The organism is Bradyrhizobium agreste (genome assembly GCF_016031625.1).
GTDB classification, from domain to species: Bacteria; Pseudomonadota; Alphaproteobacteria; order Rhizobiales; family Xanthobacteraceae; genus Bradyrhizobium; species Bradyrhizobium agreste.
Genome location: NZ_JACCHP010000030.1, coordinates 26681 through 43778 on the forward strand (window position 1 = coordinate 26681; position 17098 = coordinate 43778).

The window sequence follows — 17098 nt, forward strand, 5'->3', positions numbered from 1 at the left end:
CTGTCCCGTGCGTGGATTGGCCGGCTCGGCCGAGTCGCCGAAGCGTGCAGGACCAAAAGGAAACGGCCGGGCAACTCCTCGCCGCCCCGGCCGCTTCTATTTGCTATTTGGCCTACTCCGCCGGCGCGGCGTGCATCTCCGGATGCGCGGCGTAGTGTTCGGCGGTGCCGAGCTTGCTGGCCGCGAACAGGCCGGCGGCCATCGCGGCGTAGGCGAGCGCGACCGCCGGCGTGACGCCGAAGCCGCCGCCGATGCCGACGGCTTCGCCATGCATGAAGCCGAAATAGGTCAGCACTGCTCCGACCAGCGCAAAGCTCGATGCTTTCTCGAAGTCGCGCTCGATGATGAAGACGCCCATGGCGCCGAGGATGAGGCCGCCGAGGATGGAGCCGCCGCCCATCACCTCGAGGCCGTGATAGAACACGCCTTGCTGCGGCAGTGCCGCAACCGCAGCTGTCTTGACCGCGTCGGCCTTGTCGGTCGCCATGCCGCCGACGGTCGCCGCCGCCGTCATGGTCGAGGCCAGCATGGTGTCGATCTGGAGCTTGGCCCACGCGGCCAGATGCGGGGTCAGCGCCAGCACGATCGCGGGCGCATGCTTGACCGGCGTGGTCTGGAACGCCTGCGCGCCGATCAGCATGCCGATATAGAGCAGGATCGGCGAGATCGCGACCACGGGCACCAGCGCCAGCAGCACCGAGATGATGCCGAACCAGGACAGCACGATCACCATGATGCCGGTCGCCGCCGAATAACCGATCCGGCCCCCCATCGACTTCCATCCGGGATGGCCGATATAGACGGCGTTGATGAAGGGATTGCCCATCAGGCAGCCGATCAGGCTGACGACGCCGTCGGCGGTGAGCACGCGCGTGGTCGGATAGTCGTCGCCGGCCGCTTCCGCGCTCTCGACATTGTCCATGGCCTCGACGAGATCGTAGATGCCGAACGGAATAGCGGTGACGAGAATGATGCCGAGGAACTCGAAACCGGAGAAGACGTAGCCAAACGCCGGGATCGGCACCGAGAAGCCGAAGTTCGCGAAGGCCGCGCCGACGCCTTTGAGGCTCAAGCCGCCGAGCCCGAGCCCGAACAGGTTCGAGCCCCAGGCGATGATCATGCCGGCCGCGATGGCGACGAGCCCCGCGGGAATGCCGCGCCAGTATTTCACGCCGCCGAACCAGCTCACCAGGATGATGGCGAAGCAGATCAAGCCAATCTGCGGCGTCATGTACATTTCCAGCGCCGGCCGCATCGAGATGAAGGTAACGGAGACACCGGCGAGCGTGCCGAGCAGCGCCGCGCGCGGCGTGATTTTTCGAATGAATGGGGCAATGAAGCCGCCGATCATCAGGATGAAGCTCTGGAAGAACACCCAGACGAGACCCGCCGACCAGCCCTTGAGCGGATCGCCGGTCTTGAGCGTGATCGGCAGCATGATCACGAAGGTGACGATGAACATGTGCGGCACGCTGACGCCCGACGGCAGCGCGCAGACGTCGTTGCGGCCGGTCTTTTGGGCGAGGCGATAGGCCAGATAGGCGTAATAGAAGGTGGACAGGCACATCATCAGCCCCAGCGCGGGCAGGATGCGGCCGAACACGAGGCTGTCGGGCATCTTCAGCACGAAGCGCAACAGGCCCGTGAGCACCAGCATGTTGACGAGGATGTTGGTGCCGAAGCCGAAAAGCGCGTTCCAGTCGCCCGATGTCCATAGCGCCGGCTTGAACCCGGACTTGTTCAGATCAGAACTGCCGGCCGACCCCGTCAATGTGCTCATGATAATACCCCTATGTGGTCGAAACCCTCATTGCCTCCAGAACTGCGGCTGAATCCGCGACCCAGCCGAAGATGCCGCCCTGGGCCTTGATCATCTTCAGGCCCATCTCGTGAAACTCGGGGAAGTAGGACGCGCAGCCGTCGGAGATGACCACGCAGCGATAGCCGCGGTCATTGGCTTCGCGCACGGTGGTGTTGACGCACACCTCGGTGGTGACGCCGCACACGAGCAAATTCTCGATGCCGTATTTCTCAAGGACCTCGCCGAGCTCGGTGGCGTAGAACGCGCCCTTGCCGGGCTTGTCGATCACGATTTCACTGTCGAGCGGATAGAGCTCGGGGACGATGTCGTGGCCGGCCTCGCCGCGAATGAGGATGCGCCCCATCGGACCGGGATCGCCGATGCGAAGGCTCGGCGTACCGCGCTCGATCTTCGCCGGCGGCGCGTCCGAGAGATCGGGCAAATGCCCCTCGCGCGTGTGAATGACCAGCATGCCGCTGTCGCGCGCGGCCGTCAGCACCGCGCCGATCGGCTTCACCGCCCGCGCGAGCTGGCTGACGTCATTGCCCAGCGTCTCGCCGAAACCGCCGGGCTCCATGAAATCCCGCTGCATGTCGATGATCAGGAGCGCGGTGGCGGGCCAGTCGAGCGTGATCGGCTCGGGCTCGGCGCTAACGACGCTCGGCTTGGCTGAGTTCAACATGACGGCCCCGCGAGAACTCTCCTGGCCGGGAGTTCTGCAAGCGCCGTGCCATTGTGTACAATTGCGATGGCGCGCGGGAGGCGAGGGAATTCTTCGTCTGGTCAGAAGGTTACGCCGGCGATTGGCGTCTGCTCATTCCCTGTGCGACGGCTTCGCGACGTGCATCTGCCCAAGGGATGAGCGGCCTCCGCCGTCATTCCGGGGCGACGCGTAAGCGTCGAGCCCGGAATCCATCGGGCAGCAGTCCGTGCGGTGAAATGGATTCCGGGTTCGCGCTACGCGCGCCCCGGAATGACGAGAAGAGGCTACCGCCCTGCCTCATACAGCCGCCGATACTCCTCCTCGTAGGGCGCGTAGGACTCCTTCAGCGTTGCCGCGTTGAGCAGCATGGTTGCGACCATCGTGCCCGACTTGTCGAACACGCGCGTCTTGACCCAGGCGCTTTCGGTGCGGCGGCTGCCCGAGAGCGCGACCACTTCACGCTCGACCTCATACTCCTCGCCCTCGAAGAGCGGCCCCTTCAGCAGGCGGATCTCCTGGTCGGCGAACAGGCCGACGGCCGGCCCCTTGACCGGCAGCGGATCGTCCTTGGAGCGGTACTGGAACAGCACGCTCAGCATCTCCATCGGAATGATGGGCTTGCCCCACGGATTGTCCGCGCCCGAATAGTACGGCGAGCTCTCGGTGATGACCGCAAGCTTCTGCCGCAGCGAGAACGGATAGAGGTCGCCCATATTCTGGTCGAACGCCATGCGCACCAATTGGCGCTTGCCGGTCTGCGCCACCTTCACATCGCGCAAGATCACGGGATCCGTGAGCGGCTTGAGCTCGCCGAGGCGCGCCTCGAGCGCCGTCGCAACCGGCGAATCCCCGACCGATGCCGTGCCGCGCAGCACCTCGGTGCCGTCGCGCTTGACCATCTGGATCTGGCACTGGCGCGTAGCGGGCAAGGGTTTCGACAGGATCGCCTGCACCTCCTCGCCCTCGTAGCAAACGCTGCGGTAATGTGCGGAAAGACAGCCTGTCTCGAACCAGGCGCGCCCCCACAGCCGTTCGCCGAGCGGAGCGAACTGGCTGAAATGCGTCGGGCCCTCGATCGTCCCGCCCTTGAAGCCGAGCTTCTGCGCGGTGGCATCGTCATGGATCGAGGCGTGCGCGTCGTAGGTCTGCGCCTGCAGCATCTGACGTGGCTGGCGCCACGGCCCGACCAAGGCGCCTCCGGTCTGAGTGATCTCGGTCTCGAACGCCCTCATGTTTTCCTCCGCGTGCAAGCCATGACTAGCAGGAGCGCCACGGATGCGGCCAGCGATATTGACTTCGCCAACGCATACTTTTGACTGTCACAATCCGCTTCGCGCAGCCGCACTCCCTCCCGCAGCGCAAACCTCAACGCCGACCAAGAGACGAGGACTTCCGAAATGACGCTGTTGCAGGTCGAGCTGGACGACAAATACCGGCTCGAATCGAAGCGGATCTTCCTGTCCGGCACGCAGGCCCTGGTCCGCCTGCCCATGTTGCAGCGCGAACGCGACCGGCTCCAGGGCCTCAAAACCGGCGGCTTCATCTCGGGCTATCGCGGTTCCCCGCTCGGCATGTACGACCACGCGTTGTGGCGCGCGAAGTCGCACCTTCAGCAGCACGACATCGCTTTCGTCCCCGGACTGAACGAGGATCTGGCGGCAACCGCCGTCTGGGGCAGCCAGCAGGTCGGCCTGTTTCCCGGCGCCAAGGTCGATGGCGTGTTCGGTATCTGGTACGGCAAGGGCCCGGGCGTCGATCGCTCGGTCGACGCACTCAAGCATGCCAATGCCGCCGGCACCTCGCGCAACGGCGGCGTGCTGGCGCTCGCCGGCGACGACCATGGCTGCCAGTCCTCGACCTTGGCGCATCAAAGCGAGCAGGTGTTCGCGGCAGCACTGATTCCCGTGATCAATCCTGCCACGCTTCAGGACTATCTCGACCTCGGCCTCTACGGCTTTGGGCTGTCGCGCTTCTCCGGCTGCTGGGTCGGCTTCAAGGCGATCAGCGAAACCGTCGAGAGCTCGGCGTCCATCTACAGCGATCCCGAGCGCATCCAGATCAAACTGCCCGATGATTTCGAGATGCCGCCCGGTGGCCTCAACATCCGCTGGCCCGATCCGCCGCTGGAGGCGGAGAAGCGCCTGTTCGGACCGAAGATGGCGGCCGTGCAGGCGTTCGCCCGCGCCAACCAGCTCGACCGCATCGTGCTGGATTCCAAGCCCGCGCGGCTCGGCATCGTCGCCACCGGCAAGGCCTATCTCGATCTGCGTCAGGCACTCGCCGATCTCGGCATCACCGACAAAGATGCGCAGGATCTGGGCTTGCGCATCTACAAGGTCGCGCTGACCTGGCCGCTGGAGGAAAGCGGCGCCAAACGTTTCGCGGAAGGCCTTCAGGACGTGCTGGTGGTCGAGGAGAAGCGCGGCTTTATCGAAGACCAGCTGATGCGCATCCTCTACAACGTCGAGGCCTCCAAGCGCCCGACAGTCACCGGCAAGCGCGACGAGCGCGGCGCGCCGCTGTTGCCGAGCGAGGGCGAGCTGACGCCGACCATCGTCGCTGGCGCGCTGGTGGCGCGCTTGCGCAAGCTCGGCCATCACAGTCCCGTGCTGGAACAGCGCCTCGCACGGCTCGAGGCCTTCGACAACCCGGTCACGACCAGCACGCCGATCAAGCTCGCGCGCACGCCGTTCTTCTGCTCGGGCTGCCCGCACAACACCTCGACCCGCGTGCCCGAGGGCAGCCGCGCCATGGCCGGCATCGGCTGCCACGGCATGGCGCTGAGCATGCCGACCCGCCGCACCGATTTGATCTCGCATATGGGCGGCGAGGGCGTGAACTGGATCGGCCAGTCGCCTTTCACCACCGAGAATCACATCTTCCAGAATCTCGGCGACGGCACCTACACGCATTCCGGCCTGCTGGCGCTACGCGCCGCCTCCGCCGCCGGCATCAACATCACCTACAAGATCCTCTACAACGACGCGGTCGCCATGACCGGCGGCCAGCCGGCCGAAGGGGCCTTCAACGTCGCCCAGATCGCGCATCAGGTCTGGGCCGAGGGCGTCAAGCGGCTCGCGATCGTCTCCGACGATCCGGCCAAGTACCCCGAAGGCAATTACCTTCCGCAAGGCGTGACCATTCACCACCGCCGCGAGCTCGACGCCGTGCAGCGCGAGCTGCGCGACATCAAGGGCCTCACGGTCATCATCTACGACCAGACCTGCGCCGCCGAGAAGCGCCGCCGCCGCAAGCGCGGGCTCTATCCCGATCCTGCCAAGCGCGCCTTCATCAACGAGCTCGTCTGCGAAGGCTGCGGCGATTGCTCGCAGGCCTCCAACTGTGTCTCGGTGCAGCCGCTGGAGACCGAGTTCGGCCGCAAGCGCCAGATCGACCAGTCGAACTGCAACAAGGACTTTTCCTGCGTCGAGGGCTTCTGCCCGAGCTTCGTCACCGTCCATGGCGGCTCGCTGAAGCGGATGAAGACCTCGGCGGTGGATTCCGCGCAATTGTTTGCCGATTTGCCGCTGCCGCCGGCACGCGAGCTGGACGGTCCTTACAACATCCTGGTCACCGGCATCGGCGGCACCGGCGTCATCACGATCGGTGCCCTGCTCGGCATGGCTGCCCACGTCGATGGCCGCGGCTGCTCGGCGCTCGACTTCACCGGCCTGTCGCAGAAGAACGGCGCGGTGATGAGCCATGTCCGCATCGCACGGAGGCCGGAGGACATCTCCGCGGTCCGCATCACCACGGGCGGCGCCGACGTCATCCTCGGCTGCGACATGATCGTCTCGGCCGGCCCGACGGCGCTGAGCCGCGCCGAGCGCGGCGTGACCAAGGCCTATATCAACGCCGATCTGCAGCCGACCGCGAGCTTCGTGCAAAACCCCGACCTCGACTTCGAGATGGGCGCGATGCAGACCGTGCTGCGCGACGCCATCGGCGACAACAACCTCGACATCATCGATGCCACCGGCATTGCTGCGGCGCTGATGGGCGATTCCATCGCGACCAATCCCTTCATGCTGGGCTTCGCCTTTCAGAAGGGCGCGATCCCGTTGTCGCTGGAGGCCCTGCTCCGCGCCATCGAGATCAACGGCGCTGCGATCGAGATGAACAAGCTCGCCTTCACCTGGGGCCGCCTTGCTGCCCACGACATGTCGCGCGTGCGCAGCGTGCTTCAGTTCAAGGCAAGAGCGTCCGCGCCGGCGAAATCGCTCGACGACATCATCGCGACGCGCGCGCAGTTCTTGACCGGCTATCAGGATAAGGCCTACGCCGACCGCTACCTCGCAACCGTCACCAAGGTGCGCAAGGCTGAGAGCGCGGCCTCGCCCGGATCAACCGAGCTCACCGAAGCGGTCGCGAAGAACCTGTTCAAGCTGATGTCCTACAAGGACGAGTATGAGGTCGCCCGGCTCTACACCGACGGCAGTTTTGCAAAAAAGGTGTCCGAAAAATTCGATGGTGACTTCACGCTGAAATATCACCTGGCGCCGCCGATCTTCGCCAAGCGCGACAAGGCGACCGGACATCTGCAGAAGCAGGAGTTCGGCAGCTGGATGATCCACGCCTTCCGCCTGCTCGCCGGGCTCAAGTTCCTGCGCGGCAGCGCATTCGATCCGTTCGGCCGCACCGAGGAGCGCCGGACCGAGCGCAAGCTGATCGGGGATTATCTGGTCATGGTAGATCAGCGGATCGCCGGGCTAACGGCGGAGCAGATCCCGCTGCTGACACGCCTCGCGCGCGTGCCGGAGACCATCCGCGGCTTCGGCCACGTCAAGGAGGCCAACATCAAGCTGGCGGCGGCCGAGACGGCGCGGCTGGAAGCGGAGCTGGAGAACAGCCGCTTTGCCGCCGCGGCGGAGTAGCCGATAGGCGCCAGCCTCTCTCCCCGTCAGCCACACACTCGCTGTCATGCCGGTTCAACGCGCAGGCTTGCGTTCGATCGGATCGATATCGATCGCCCGCAAGCGGCCGAGCCGCAGCACGTCCATGGCGAGCCGGCGGCCGATCCGGTCGCGGTCGAGCACGCGGATCAGATCGTCGACGCCGTTGATCTCGACGCCATCGAGCCGGATCACGACGTCGCCGGGCAACAGCCCCGCCTTCGCCGCCGGGCCGTCGGGCTCGATCTGCATCAGAAGCGCGCCCATCTTGTTCTCGACGCCGGCCAGCAGCGCGTGCCGCCGCGGGACCGGCGCGGTCTGCCCGGCGACACCGATATAGGCGCGGCGGACGTAGCCGTGGCGGATGATCTCCGACAGCACGAATTGCGCGGTGTTGCTGGCGACCGCAAAACAGATTCCTTGCGCGCCATTGATGATGGCGGTGTTGATGCCGATCACCTCCGCATGCGACGACACCAGCGGCCCGCCCGAATTGCCGGGATTGAGCGCGGCGTCGGTCTGGATCACGTCCTCGATGGTGCGCCCGCTCACCGAACGGATCGAGCGGCCGAGCGCCGACACCACGCCGGCCGTCACGGTCGATTCGAAGCCGAGCGGATTGCCGATCGCGATCACGAGCTGGCCACGCCGCAGGCTCTTGGAGTTGCCGAGCGCGGCATAGGGCAAGTCGCGCACGCCGTTGGCGCGCAAGAGCGCAAGGTCGGTGTCGGGATCGACACCGAGCACCTGGGCGTCGCCGACATGGCCTTCGACGTCGCGCAGCCGGATCTCCTTCGATGTGCCGACCACATGGCTGTTGGTGAGCACGAGTCCATCCGGCGAGATCACGATGCCAGAGCCGAGCCCGCCGCGCTCGCGTCTATCAGGTACTTTCGGCCCGGTCTCGACCCGCACGACCGCGGGCCCGACCCGGTCGGTGACGTCGATTACGGCATTGGAATAGGCGTCCAGCAGCGCCCGGTCATCGACCGGGGCAGCCGCAGTCGTTCGCGATGACGGTGCGTCATCGGCGATATCTGAGGTGAAGTCCAACATGGCAAGAGTCCTTGAGGCTCACACAGATGGTGGCCTGCGCCCGCCGACGCAAGTGGCCCGCCTGGGGCGCAGGGCCGGACTGCCCAAATGGCTAGGGCGCCCGCCGCAGCCCGCCGCCTCTTGCCTTGACCGGATCGAGCAGCGACCAGTCCCCGTCCGGAAGCACATGGCCCTTGGGAAATGGCGCGCGCAACTCGAGCCCCAGCGAGCCCAGCACGCGGTCGTCGCGGTAGTAGCATTGCAGCACGACACGGACGAGGGTTGCGGCGGCAACGCCGCCGGAGGTGCGGAACTGCTGCGCAACGCCGTCACGCGCGGCGGGCTCGAGATCGGCCAAGGGCATGCCGGCCAGCCGGGCCAGATGATCCAGCGCCGCCGCGACCTGTTTGGTGTCGCGGCCGAGCGTTGCGAGGATGTCGGCCTGGATGATGTCGTCGTCGGCGCCCGGAACGCGATATTCCTCGCTCGGAGGAATGATCATCGCCGCGATGGTGCGCAGGTCATCGCGCTGCCGCGGCGTGAGGGTGAGTTGATCAGACATTTTGTTCACTTCCAAAGCTCGTGCGGCGATGACAGTGCGCTCCCTCCCCCGCCTGCGGGGGAGGGTTGGGGAGAGGGTGTCTCCACGGAGGGATTCCCCCAGAGGAGGCAGCCCTCACCCGGCGCGCGGGACGATGCTTCGCATCGCCCGGACGCGCCGACCTCTCCCGCAAGCGGGAGAGGTGCACCGAGATCGCCGCTCTCTTGGATCCGCATCATTCTCAATCGAACAAATTAGCGAGGCGCTGCTTCATCTGGTCGGCGATGTAGAGCGCGAGGGCCTGGATGGTGGAGGTCGGGTTCACGCCGCCCGAGGTGACGAAGATGCTGCCGTCGACGATGAAAAGGTTCTTCACGTCGTGCGAGCGGCCCCATTCGTTGACGACGGAGCGCTCGCGGTCGGTGCCCATGCGCGCGGTGCCGAGCAGGTGCCAGCCGCCCCAGGGGATCGGAGAGTTGACGCAGATATCGCTCGCGCCGGCCGTCTCGAGAAACTCGCGGCCGCGCGCCAGCGCATGTTCCATCATCTTCCGGCTGTTCTCGCTGATGGTGTAGTCGACCTTCGGCGCGGGAATGCCGTGACTGTCCTTCAGCTCCGGATCGAGCGTGACGCGATTGTGCTCCTCCGGCAGATCCTCGCAGATCGCGGAGAAACCGAGCCGGTGACCGTTGAGCTTGCGGAAGACGCGGTGGTGATCCTCGCCCCAGGGCAAAGTGCCCTTCTGCTCGCTCACGACCGCTTCGAACACCGGCCCGGCCCCGCGCACGAACTGCACGCCGTAACCGCGCACAAAACCGCGCGACAGGTCGGTGTCGTACCATTGCTTGCTCCACAGGCAGGTCGGCGGCGCGCGGTTAGAGTCAGTCGGCTCCTTCACATAGCCGTAGATCTGCGCATAGGGATGGAACATCAGGTTCTTGCCGACGAGGCCGGACGAGTTGGCAAGACCGTTGGGGAAGCGGCCGGACGCCGAGTTGAGCAGCAGCCGCGGCGTGCCGACGCCGTTGCAGGCGATGACGACGACATGCGCAGGCTGAAACTGCTCGATGCCGTCCTTGTCGTAATAGACCACGCCCGAGGCCATGCCGTTCTCGTCGGTGGTGATCTCGCGCACCCGGCAATGCGTGCGCAGCTCGACGCCGGCGCGGATCGCCTGCGGCCAATAGGTGATGTCGGTGGAGGCTTTTGCGCCTTGCGCGCAGGCCGGCGTGCAATGGCCGAGATTGATGCAGCGCGCCCGGCCCTCGTAATCCATCGTCGCGACCGTAGTGTCCGACGGCCACCAGTGCCAGCCGAGCTGGTTCATGGCCTTGGCGATGATGGCGCCGGACAACCCGAGCGGCTGCTGCGGCATCGGCGGATGCGTCAGCGGCGAGAGCGGATCGCCCGACAGGCCCGACGTGCCCATCATGCGGTCGTTCTCTTCGAAGAACGGGGTCAGCGCGTCGTAATCGATCGGCCAGTCGTCGGCGACGCCGTCCAGCGTCTTCACCTTGAAATCGGAGGGATGCAGCCGCGGCCAGTGCGCGGTGTACATCACCGTCGAGCCGCCGACCGCGTTGTAGTTCACGACCTTGATGGGAGAGTTGTCGTCGTTGATCGGGTAGTCCTCGGGCCGGCCACGGACGTTCGGGCTCGACGACCATTCGCCGTAGAACTTGGCCTCCCAGTCGCGGCCCGTGCTGGGATATTCCGCCGGGTTCATCCAGCCGCCCTGCTCCAGGCAGAGGATGTGCATCTTGGTCTCGGCCAGCGACCACGCCACCGCCGCGCCCGAAGCGCCGGCGCCGATGATCAGGACATCCACGGGCTCTTTCATCGCAACCTTGTCCTCCCCCCCTCGCCGCTTAAGGGCGATTCGGCCTTTCGCGCTTCGCAAGGCCGGCGAACGATACGGGCAGAGCGACGGCGGAGTAAAGCCGCGGGGCCGGAATGTCGCACTTCGCGAGGCGCAGACCATTGGTCTCGCCACGTCCGGATGCTAGGAACGGGGCGCACGAGCCATCGATAGCGAGACCGTATGTCCTTCCAGAAATTCTTTGCCGCCGCCCGCGCTTTTGCGCTCGTTTCGTTTCTCGCCTTGTCCGGACTTTTGTCCTCGTCCGGACCTGTTTCCGCGCTGACCGGCGCCGCGACGGCCCGTGACGGCAACTCGGTCCAGCTCGGCGACGTCACCTACCGGCTCGACGGCGTCGACGCGCCGGAGCTCGACCAGGTCTGCATCGACGATCACGCCGATGCCTGGACCTGCGGGATCGAGGCCCGCGACCAGCTGGCGAAGCTGATCAACAAGCGGACGGTGCGCTGCGACGATGTCGGACCCGAGAAGAGCTTTGGCAAGCGGCACCGCGCCATCTGCACGGCCGAAGGCGACAAGGCCAGCTTGAACGAGCAGCTGATCAAGCTCGGCTTTGCCCTCGCGCGCGAGCCGATCAAGGCCAACGTCAAGCCCGCCGCCAACGAGGCCAAAACGGCGGCGGCCGGGATCTGGAAGGGCTGCTTTGTTGCGCCGCAGGATTTCCGTAGCGGCAAGAAGGACGGTGCACTGCTGGGCGCCGCCTGCCGGCCCGACCGCGACAAGGAGATCCGCGCCGTGCTGTTTCCGGAGGAGCTGACCATGCCCCCCAGCTGCAGCATCAAGGGCAAGCTCGCCGTGCGCGCCCGCGTCACCGGCAATATCGGCATCTACCATCTGCGCGGATGCCCGAGCTATCCCGCCACCACGAAACCGGATCGCTGGTTCTGCTCAGAGGACGACGCCCAGGCGGCCGGTTTCCGCAAGGCCTACAATTGCCGCCGGCCAAAGTGAACTAGGGCCTTCACACAGCCGTGAGTGGTACTCCGAAACCGTATTGATCCGGAATTGAACTCTTTCCGGAGTTGCTGCACTTATGAACGTACGCAAGCGCCTTGCGCGAGCGTTTCCTTGGCAGCAATCCGGCTTCGGCCCGATTGTCTTGCTCGGGCGTTTCCTCCCTAGACTTGGGCCGCTTGTCACAAACAAGCGGCTCTTTCTTTTTGTCTACCTGTTGAAGCCAATTTGGCCGTCATGCCCGGGCTTGTCCCGGGCATCCACGTGCTTCGTGCGTGGAGCAAGGCGTGGATGGCCGGGTCAAGCCCGGCCATGACGATGTGGCGAGATCAACGCATCAAGCTCACGAATCACTCTCTGCGATGCGCGCTACTGCCGCATCATGATCTGATCCATCGGCGGCATGTTGGCGTTCAGGTGCGCCATGATCCAGACCGTGCCGCCCACCACGAGGAAGACGATCAGCAGTCCGAAGGCAAGCGCCAGCACGTTGTTGGTGTTGTCGGGGCCGGTGGTGATGTGCAGGAAGAACACCAGGTGCACACCCATCTGCGCGATCGCGAGCACGATCAGCGCGACGGGAATCGAAGGCTGCCAGACCAGGTCCGTGCCGGCGATGAAGAACGACGTCGCCGTCAGCAGCAGCGCAAGCGCAAGCCCGACGACATAACCGAGGATCCTTGCGCCGACGCTGAGTTGCTCTTCCTCGCCCGGAGCCAGATCGTGGTGGGCGGTCAGATGCGTCTCGTCACTCATGGCGCACTCCCGAGCAGGTAAACGACGGAGAATACTGCGACCCAGATGATGTCGAGCGCATGCCAGAACAGCGCAAAGCACATCATCCGGCGCAAGATGTCGGCGCGAAAACCTTTTGCCAACACCTGGGCCATCATGGTGAGGAGCCAAAGGATGCCGGCAGAAACATGCAGGCCGTGGCAGCCGACCAGCGAGAAGAACGCGGTCAGGAACGCGCTGCGCGACGGGCCGTAGCCGCGGGCGACAAGGTCGGCGAATTCGCGGAACTCGATGGCCAGGAATATGAGCCCGAGCACGCATGTCACGGTCATGCCGAGATAGAACCAGAACCGGTTGCGCACGTCGGCGGCGATGCTGGCCATGCCGCAGGTGAAGCTCGAGAGCAGCAGGCAGACCGTCTCGATCGCCACGTTCCTCTGCTCGAAGATCTCCGCGCCCTTCGGGCCACCGGCGGTCTGGCCTGATAGCACCGCATAGGCCGCGAAGAAGCAGGAGAACATCACGATGTCGGAGAGCAGGAAGATCCAGAAGCCGTAGGCGGTCACGATCCGCTTCGGCGCGGGGCCGGGATGCTCGATGACGACGCCGATGTGATGCGGATCGGCACGGGCGTGGTCGGCGGTCGCGGTCATCGCCATCAGACTGCTCCCGCCATGCTGACGAGGCTGCGTCGCTCCTCGAGATTAACGCGATCGATGCGGGCGACCTCCGCGGCTGGAATGACGTATTCGTCATGATCGCGCCAGGCGAACACGACGAAGGTCGCGAAGGCGCCGAGACCGCCCAGGATCACCATCCACCAGATGTGCCAGATCAGCGCGAAGCCCATGATCGTGGCAAAGAACGCGCAGACGAAGCCGGTCGGCGAGTTCCGGGGCATCTCGATGTCCTGATATTCGGGCTCTTCATGCGCGAACGCTTGCTGCCTGGCATGGACCTTCATGTCCCAATAGGCGTCCTCGCCGCGCACATCGGGATTGAAGGCGAAATTGAACACCGGCGGCGGCGAGGAAGTCGCCCATTCCAGCGTGCGCCCGTCCCAGGGATCGCCGGTGCGGTCGCGCAGCGCCTCGCGATTACGGATGCTGACCACGAGCTGCATGATCTGGCAGATCACGCCGATGGTCAGCACGGCCATGCCGAACGCGGCGATGATCATCCAAGGCCGCCAGGCCGCGACGTCATAGTGCTGCATGCGCCTGGTCATGCCTAGCATGCCGGCGATATAGAGCGGCATGAAGGTGACGTAGAAGCCTGTGAAGGTGAACCAGAACGCAGCCTTGCCCCAGCGCTCGTCGAGGCGGAAACCGAACGCCTTCGGAAACCAATATTCGAAGCCGGCGAAGGCACCGAACAGCACGCCGCCGATGATGACGTTGTGGAAGTGCGCGACCAGGAACATGCTGTTGTGGAGCATGAAGTCGGCCGGCGGCACTGCGACAAGGACGCCGGTCAGTCCGCCGATGATGAAGGTGACCATGAAGCCGACCGACCACAGCATCGGCGTCGCAAAGCGGATGCGGCCGCCATACATCGTGAACAGCCAGTTGTAGATCTTCACGCCGGTCGGTATCGCGATGATCATGCTGGCGATGCCGAAGATGGCGTTGACGTCGGGCCCCGCCCCCATCGTGAAGAAATGGTGCAGCCAGACCATGAAGGAGATGACGCAGATCGCCATGGTCGCGAGCACCATGGAGCGGTAGCCAAACAGCGCCTTGCCGGAGAAGGTCGAGACCACCTCCGAGAAAATGCCGAAGGCCGGCAGCACGAGGATGTAGACCTCGGGATGGCCCCAGGCCCAGATCAGGTTCATGAACATCATGACGTTGCCGCCGGCCTCGTTGGTGAAGAAGTGGAAGCCGAGATAGCGGTCGAGCAGCAGCATCGCGAGCGTCGCGGTGAGGATCGGGAATGCCGCGACGATGAGGAGGTTCGAGGCCAGTGTGGTCCAGCAGAACATCGGCATGCGCAGGTAATTCATGCCCTTGGTGCGCAGCTTCAGCACGGTGGTGACGAGGTTGATGCCGGCCACCAGCGTGCCGACGCCGGAGATCTGCAGCGACCAGGCGTAATAGTCGACGCCGACACCTGGCGAGTAGGACAATTCCGACAGCGGCGGAAAGGCGAGCCAGCCAGTACGCGCGAACTCGCCGACCACAAGCGAGACGTTGACCAGCAGTGCGCCGGTCGCGGTCAGCCAGAAGCCGACCGAATTCAGCGTCGGGAAGGCGACGTCGCGCACACCGAGCTGGAGCGGTACGACGAGGTTCATCAGCCCGATCACGAACGGCATCGCCACGAAGAAGATCATGATGGTGCCGTGCGCGGAGAAGATCTGATTGTAGTGCTCCGGCGGCAGATAGCCCTGCGACTGATAAGCCACCGCCTGCTGGATCCGCATCATGATGGCGTCGCTGCCGCCGCGCAGCAGCATGACCGAGGCGAGCAGGATGTACATGACGCCGATCCGCTTGTGATCGACGCTGGTGATCCATTCGTGCCAGAGATAGGGCAGATGTCCCTTCACGACGACCCAGCCCAGCACGCCGAGGATCGCGACCAGCACCACCGCGCCGGCGACGAGCGGAATCGGCTGGTCGAACGGGATGGCCGACCAATCGAGCTTACCGAGCATCATGGCCTCCACTGTGCGACCGGCCTGCTTCGGACGCGAGCTCCGGCCCCGGCCCGGGCGGAATGTGCTGGGTCGCGATCAGGTCGAACAGCCGGGGATCGTCCAGGCGGTAAACAGGCCGGCCCTTCTCGATGCCCTGCTGCATCAGCTTCCTGTAGCTGTCCTCGTTCAGCACCGCGTCCGTCTTTGCCGTATTCGTCACCCAGTCCGGAAAGGCGAGCGGCGAGATCACGTTGACGTCGAACATCATGTCCGGGAAACCGTCACCGGAAAAGTGTGCGGACAGGCCCTGAAGCTTGCCTTCGTTGTCGGCGCGCAGGTTCAGCTTCGTCACCATGCCATTCATGGTGTAGATCATGCTGCCGAGCTGCGGGATGAAGAACGTGTTCATCACGCTCGACGAGGTCAGCTGGAAATTCAGCTCGGCGCCGGCCGGCACGGTCAGCGTGTTGACCGTGGCGATGCGCTGGTCCGGATAGATGAAGAGCCATTTCCAGTCGAGCGAGACGGCCTGGATCCGCACCGGGCTGCCGGTGCCGGGCACCGGCGCAGCCGGATCGAGCTGGTGCGAGCCGATCCAGGCGACGCCACCGAGCAGGATCACGGTAAGTGCCGGGATCGACCACACCACCATTTCGACGCGGCCGGAATAAACGAACTCAGGCTGGTAACGCGCCTTGGGGTTCGAAGCGCGAAACCAGAACGCAAAAGCCAGAATCGCGAAAATCGTCGGTACCACGATCACGAGCATGATGAAGACGGAATCGACCAAAATGGTCCTGTTGGCCGCAGCCACGGGCCCTTGCGGATCGAGCAGATTCATCGGCAAGCCACTGGCGGTTGGGAAGCCCCGGGACTGAGCCTAGCGCGGGAAAGGCTCCGCAACAAACGCGATCGCGTGACATCGGTTCCTGAACCGCAGGCTCAGCCGTCGGCAAGGCGTCGGGCGCGACATGCAATTCCATGTGATGTCAATGACATGAACGCAGAAGGCGCGCCTTCTCTCCGGCCGGGCCGATTGCTAATCTGCACGAAAATAATGAGAAGCATCCGATCCAGGGAGTGAAACTGAGATGCGCTTGAAGGACAAGGTCGCGATCGTCGTCGGGGCCGGGCAAAGCCCCGGCGAAGGCATGGGCAACGGCCGCGCCACCGCGCTGACCTTTGCGCGCGAAGGTGCGAAGGTCTTGTGCGTCGACCATCATCTGGAGTCGGCGCAGGAAACCGTCACCATGATCACGGCGGCGCAGGGCACCGCCGCGGCCTTCAAGGCCGACGTGACGAAGTCGGCCGACATCAAGGCGATGGTTAAGGATGCACAATCGCGCTGGGGACGTATCGACGTGCTGCACAACAATGTCGGCGTCAGCCTCGCCGGTGGCGATGCCGAGCTGCTGCAATTGACCGAGGAGGCGTTCGATCGCGTCGTCGCCATCAACCTGAAGAGCTGCATCCTGGCGGCGAAAGAGGTGATCCCGATCATGCGCGCGCAGAGAAGCGGTGCCATCATCAACATCTCGTCGATGGCGGCGATTACCACCTATCCTTACGTCGCGTACAAGGCGACGAAGTCGGCGATGATCGCCTTCACCGAACAGCTCGCCTACCAGAACGCCGAATACGGCATCCGCGCCAACGTCATCCTGCCCGGCCTGATGAACACGCCGATGGCCGTCGACACCCGCGCCCGCGAATGGCACAAGACCCGCGCCGAGGTCGAAGCCGAACGCGACAGCAAGGTGCCGCTGCGCAGGAAGATGGGCACCGGCTGGGACGTCGCCAACGCCGCGCTGTTCCTGGCAAGCGATGAAGCGAATTTCATTACGGGTGTGACACTGCCGGTGGATGGTGGTGCCAGCGTGCGACGGGGGTAAGTCGCGGCGAGCGTGCTGCTCTGCC

13 protein-coding genes are annotated in these 17098 nt (G+C 64.9%); 3 read left to right on the forward strand and 10 right to left on the reverse strand.

Annotated features, from left to right (window positions below):
- Nucleotides 1–112 precede the first annotated feature (112 nt).
- The 3 genes from HZZ13_RS32880 to HZZ13_RS32890 all read right to left on the reverse strand — a co-directional run bounded on the left by HZZ13_RS32880 (nt 113) and on the right by HZZ13_RS32890 (nt 3736).
- Nucleotides 113–1780, reverse strand: a complete 1668-nt coding sequence (locus HZZ13_RS32880; protein WP_197963597.1) for a regulator — start codon at nt 1778–1780, stop codon at nt 113–115.
- 10 nt (nt 1781–1790) lie between these two features.
- On the reverse strand, nt 1791–2483 hold the full coding sequence (locus HZZ13_RS32885) for a cysteine hydrolase family protein (RefSeq protein WP_197963598.1): 693 nt from the start codon (nt 2481–2483) through the stop codon (nt 1791–1793).
- A 305-nt stretch (nt 2484–2788) separates the two neighbouring features.
- Nucleotides 2789–3736, reverse strand: a complete 948-nt coding sequence (locus HZZ13_RS32890; protein ID WP_197963599.1) for a hypothetical protein — start codon at nt 3734–3736, stop codon at nt 2789–2791.
- Between the two features lie 84 nt (nt 3737–3820).
- On the opposite strand from HZZ13_RS32890, the gene HZZ13_RS32895 reads away from it, so the two are divergent.
- A complete protein-coding gene (locus HZZ13_RS32895) occupies nt 3821–7378 on the forward strand; it encodes an indolepyruvate ferredoxin oxidoreductase family protein (protein WP_283817198.1) in 3558 nt (1185 codons plus the stop codon).
- 54 nt (nt 7379–7432) lie between these two features.
- Here the strand turns inward: HZZ13_RS32895 and HZZ13_RS32900 are convergent, their stop codons facing one another.
- The 3 genes from HZZ13_RS32900 to HZZ13_RS32910 all read right to left on the reverse strand — a co-directional run bounded on the left by HZZ13_RS32900 (nt 7433) and on the right by HZZ13_RS32910 (nt 10812).
- Nucleotides 7433–8452, reverse strand: a complete 1020-nt coding sequence (locus HZZ13_RS32900; protein WP_197963601.1) for a S1C family serine protease — start codon at nt 8450–8452, stop codon at nt 7433–7435.
- Nucleotides 8453–8543: 91 nt separating this feature from the next.
- Nucleotides 8544–8993 carry a hypothetical protein gene (locus HZZ13_RS32905; RefSeq protein WP_197963602.1) on the reverse strand — a complete coding sequence of 150 codons (450 nt, stop codon included), beginning with the start codon at nt 8991–8993 and terminating at the stop codon, nt 8544–8546.
- A 220-nt stretch (nt 8994–9213) separates the two neighbouring features.
- Entirely contained in the window at nt 9214–10812 is a 1599-nt protein-coding gene (locus HZZ13_RS32910) for a GMC family oxidoreductase (protein ID WP_197963603.1), read from the reverse strand.
- A gap of 201 nt (nt 10813–11013) precedes the next feature.
- On the opposite strand from HZZ13_RS32910, the gene HZZ13_RS32915 reads away from it, so the two are divergent.
- Nucleotides 11014–11802, forward strand: coding sequence for a thermonuclease family protein (locus HZZ13_RS32915; RefSeq protein ID WP_197963604.1), 789 nt, complete (start codon nt 11014–11016; stop codon nt 11800–11802).
- 372 nt (nt 11803–12174) lie between these two features.
- Here the strand turns inward: HZZ13_RS32915 and cyoD are convergent, their stop codons facing one another.
- The 4 genes from cyoD to HZZ13_RS32935 are packed head-to-tail and all read right to left on the reverse strand — an operon-like array spanning nt 12175 to nt 16022.
- Nucleotides 12175–12561, reverse strand: coding sequence for a cytochrome o ubiquinol oxidase subunit IV (gene cyoD / locus HZZ13_RS32920; protein WP_197963605.1), 387 nt, complete (start codon nt 12559–12561; stop codon nt 12175–12177).
- A complete protein-coding gene (locus HZZ13_RS32925; protein WP_197963606.1) occupies nt 12558–13199 on the reverse strand; it encodes a cytochrome (ubi)quinol oxidase subunit III in 642 nt (213 codons plus the stop codon). Before HZZ13_RS32925 ends, cyoD begins: the two co-directional genes overlap by 4 nt.
- A complete protein-coding gene (cyoB, locus tag HZZ13_RS32930) occupies nt 13199–15199 on the reverse strand; it encodes a cytochrome o ubiquinol oxidase subunit I (protein ID WP_197963625.1) in 2001 nt (666 codons plus the stop codon). Before cyoB ends, HZZ13_RS32925 begins: the two co-directional genes overlap by 1 nt.
- Complete coding sequence (locus HZZ13_RS32935) at nt 15189–16022, reverse strand: cytochrome ubiquinol oxidase subunit II family protein (protein WP_197963607.1); 834 nt, start codon at nt 16020–16022, stop codon at nt 15189–15191. Before HZZ13_RS32935 ends, cyoB begins: the two co-directional genes overlap by 11 nt.
- Nucleotides 16023–16272: 250 nt before the next feature.
- Here HZZ13_RS32935 and HZZ13_RS32940 point away from each other — a divergent pair, with 250 nt between their 5' ends.
- Complete coding sequence (locus tag HZZ13_RS32940; protein ID WP_197963608.1) at nt 16273–17073, forward strand: SDR family NAD(P)-dependent oxidoreductase; 801 nt, start codon at nt 16273–16275, stop codon at nt 17071–17073.
- The last annotated feature ends 25 nt before the right edge of the window (nt 17074–17098 follow it).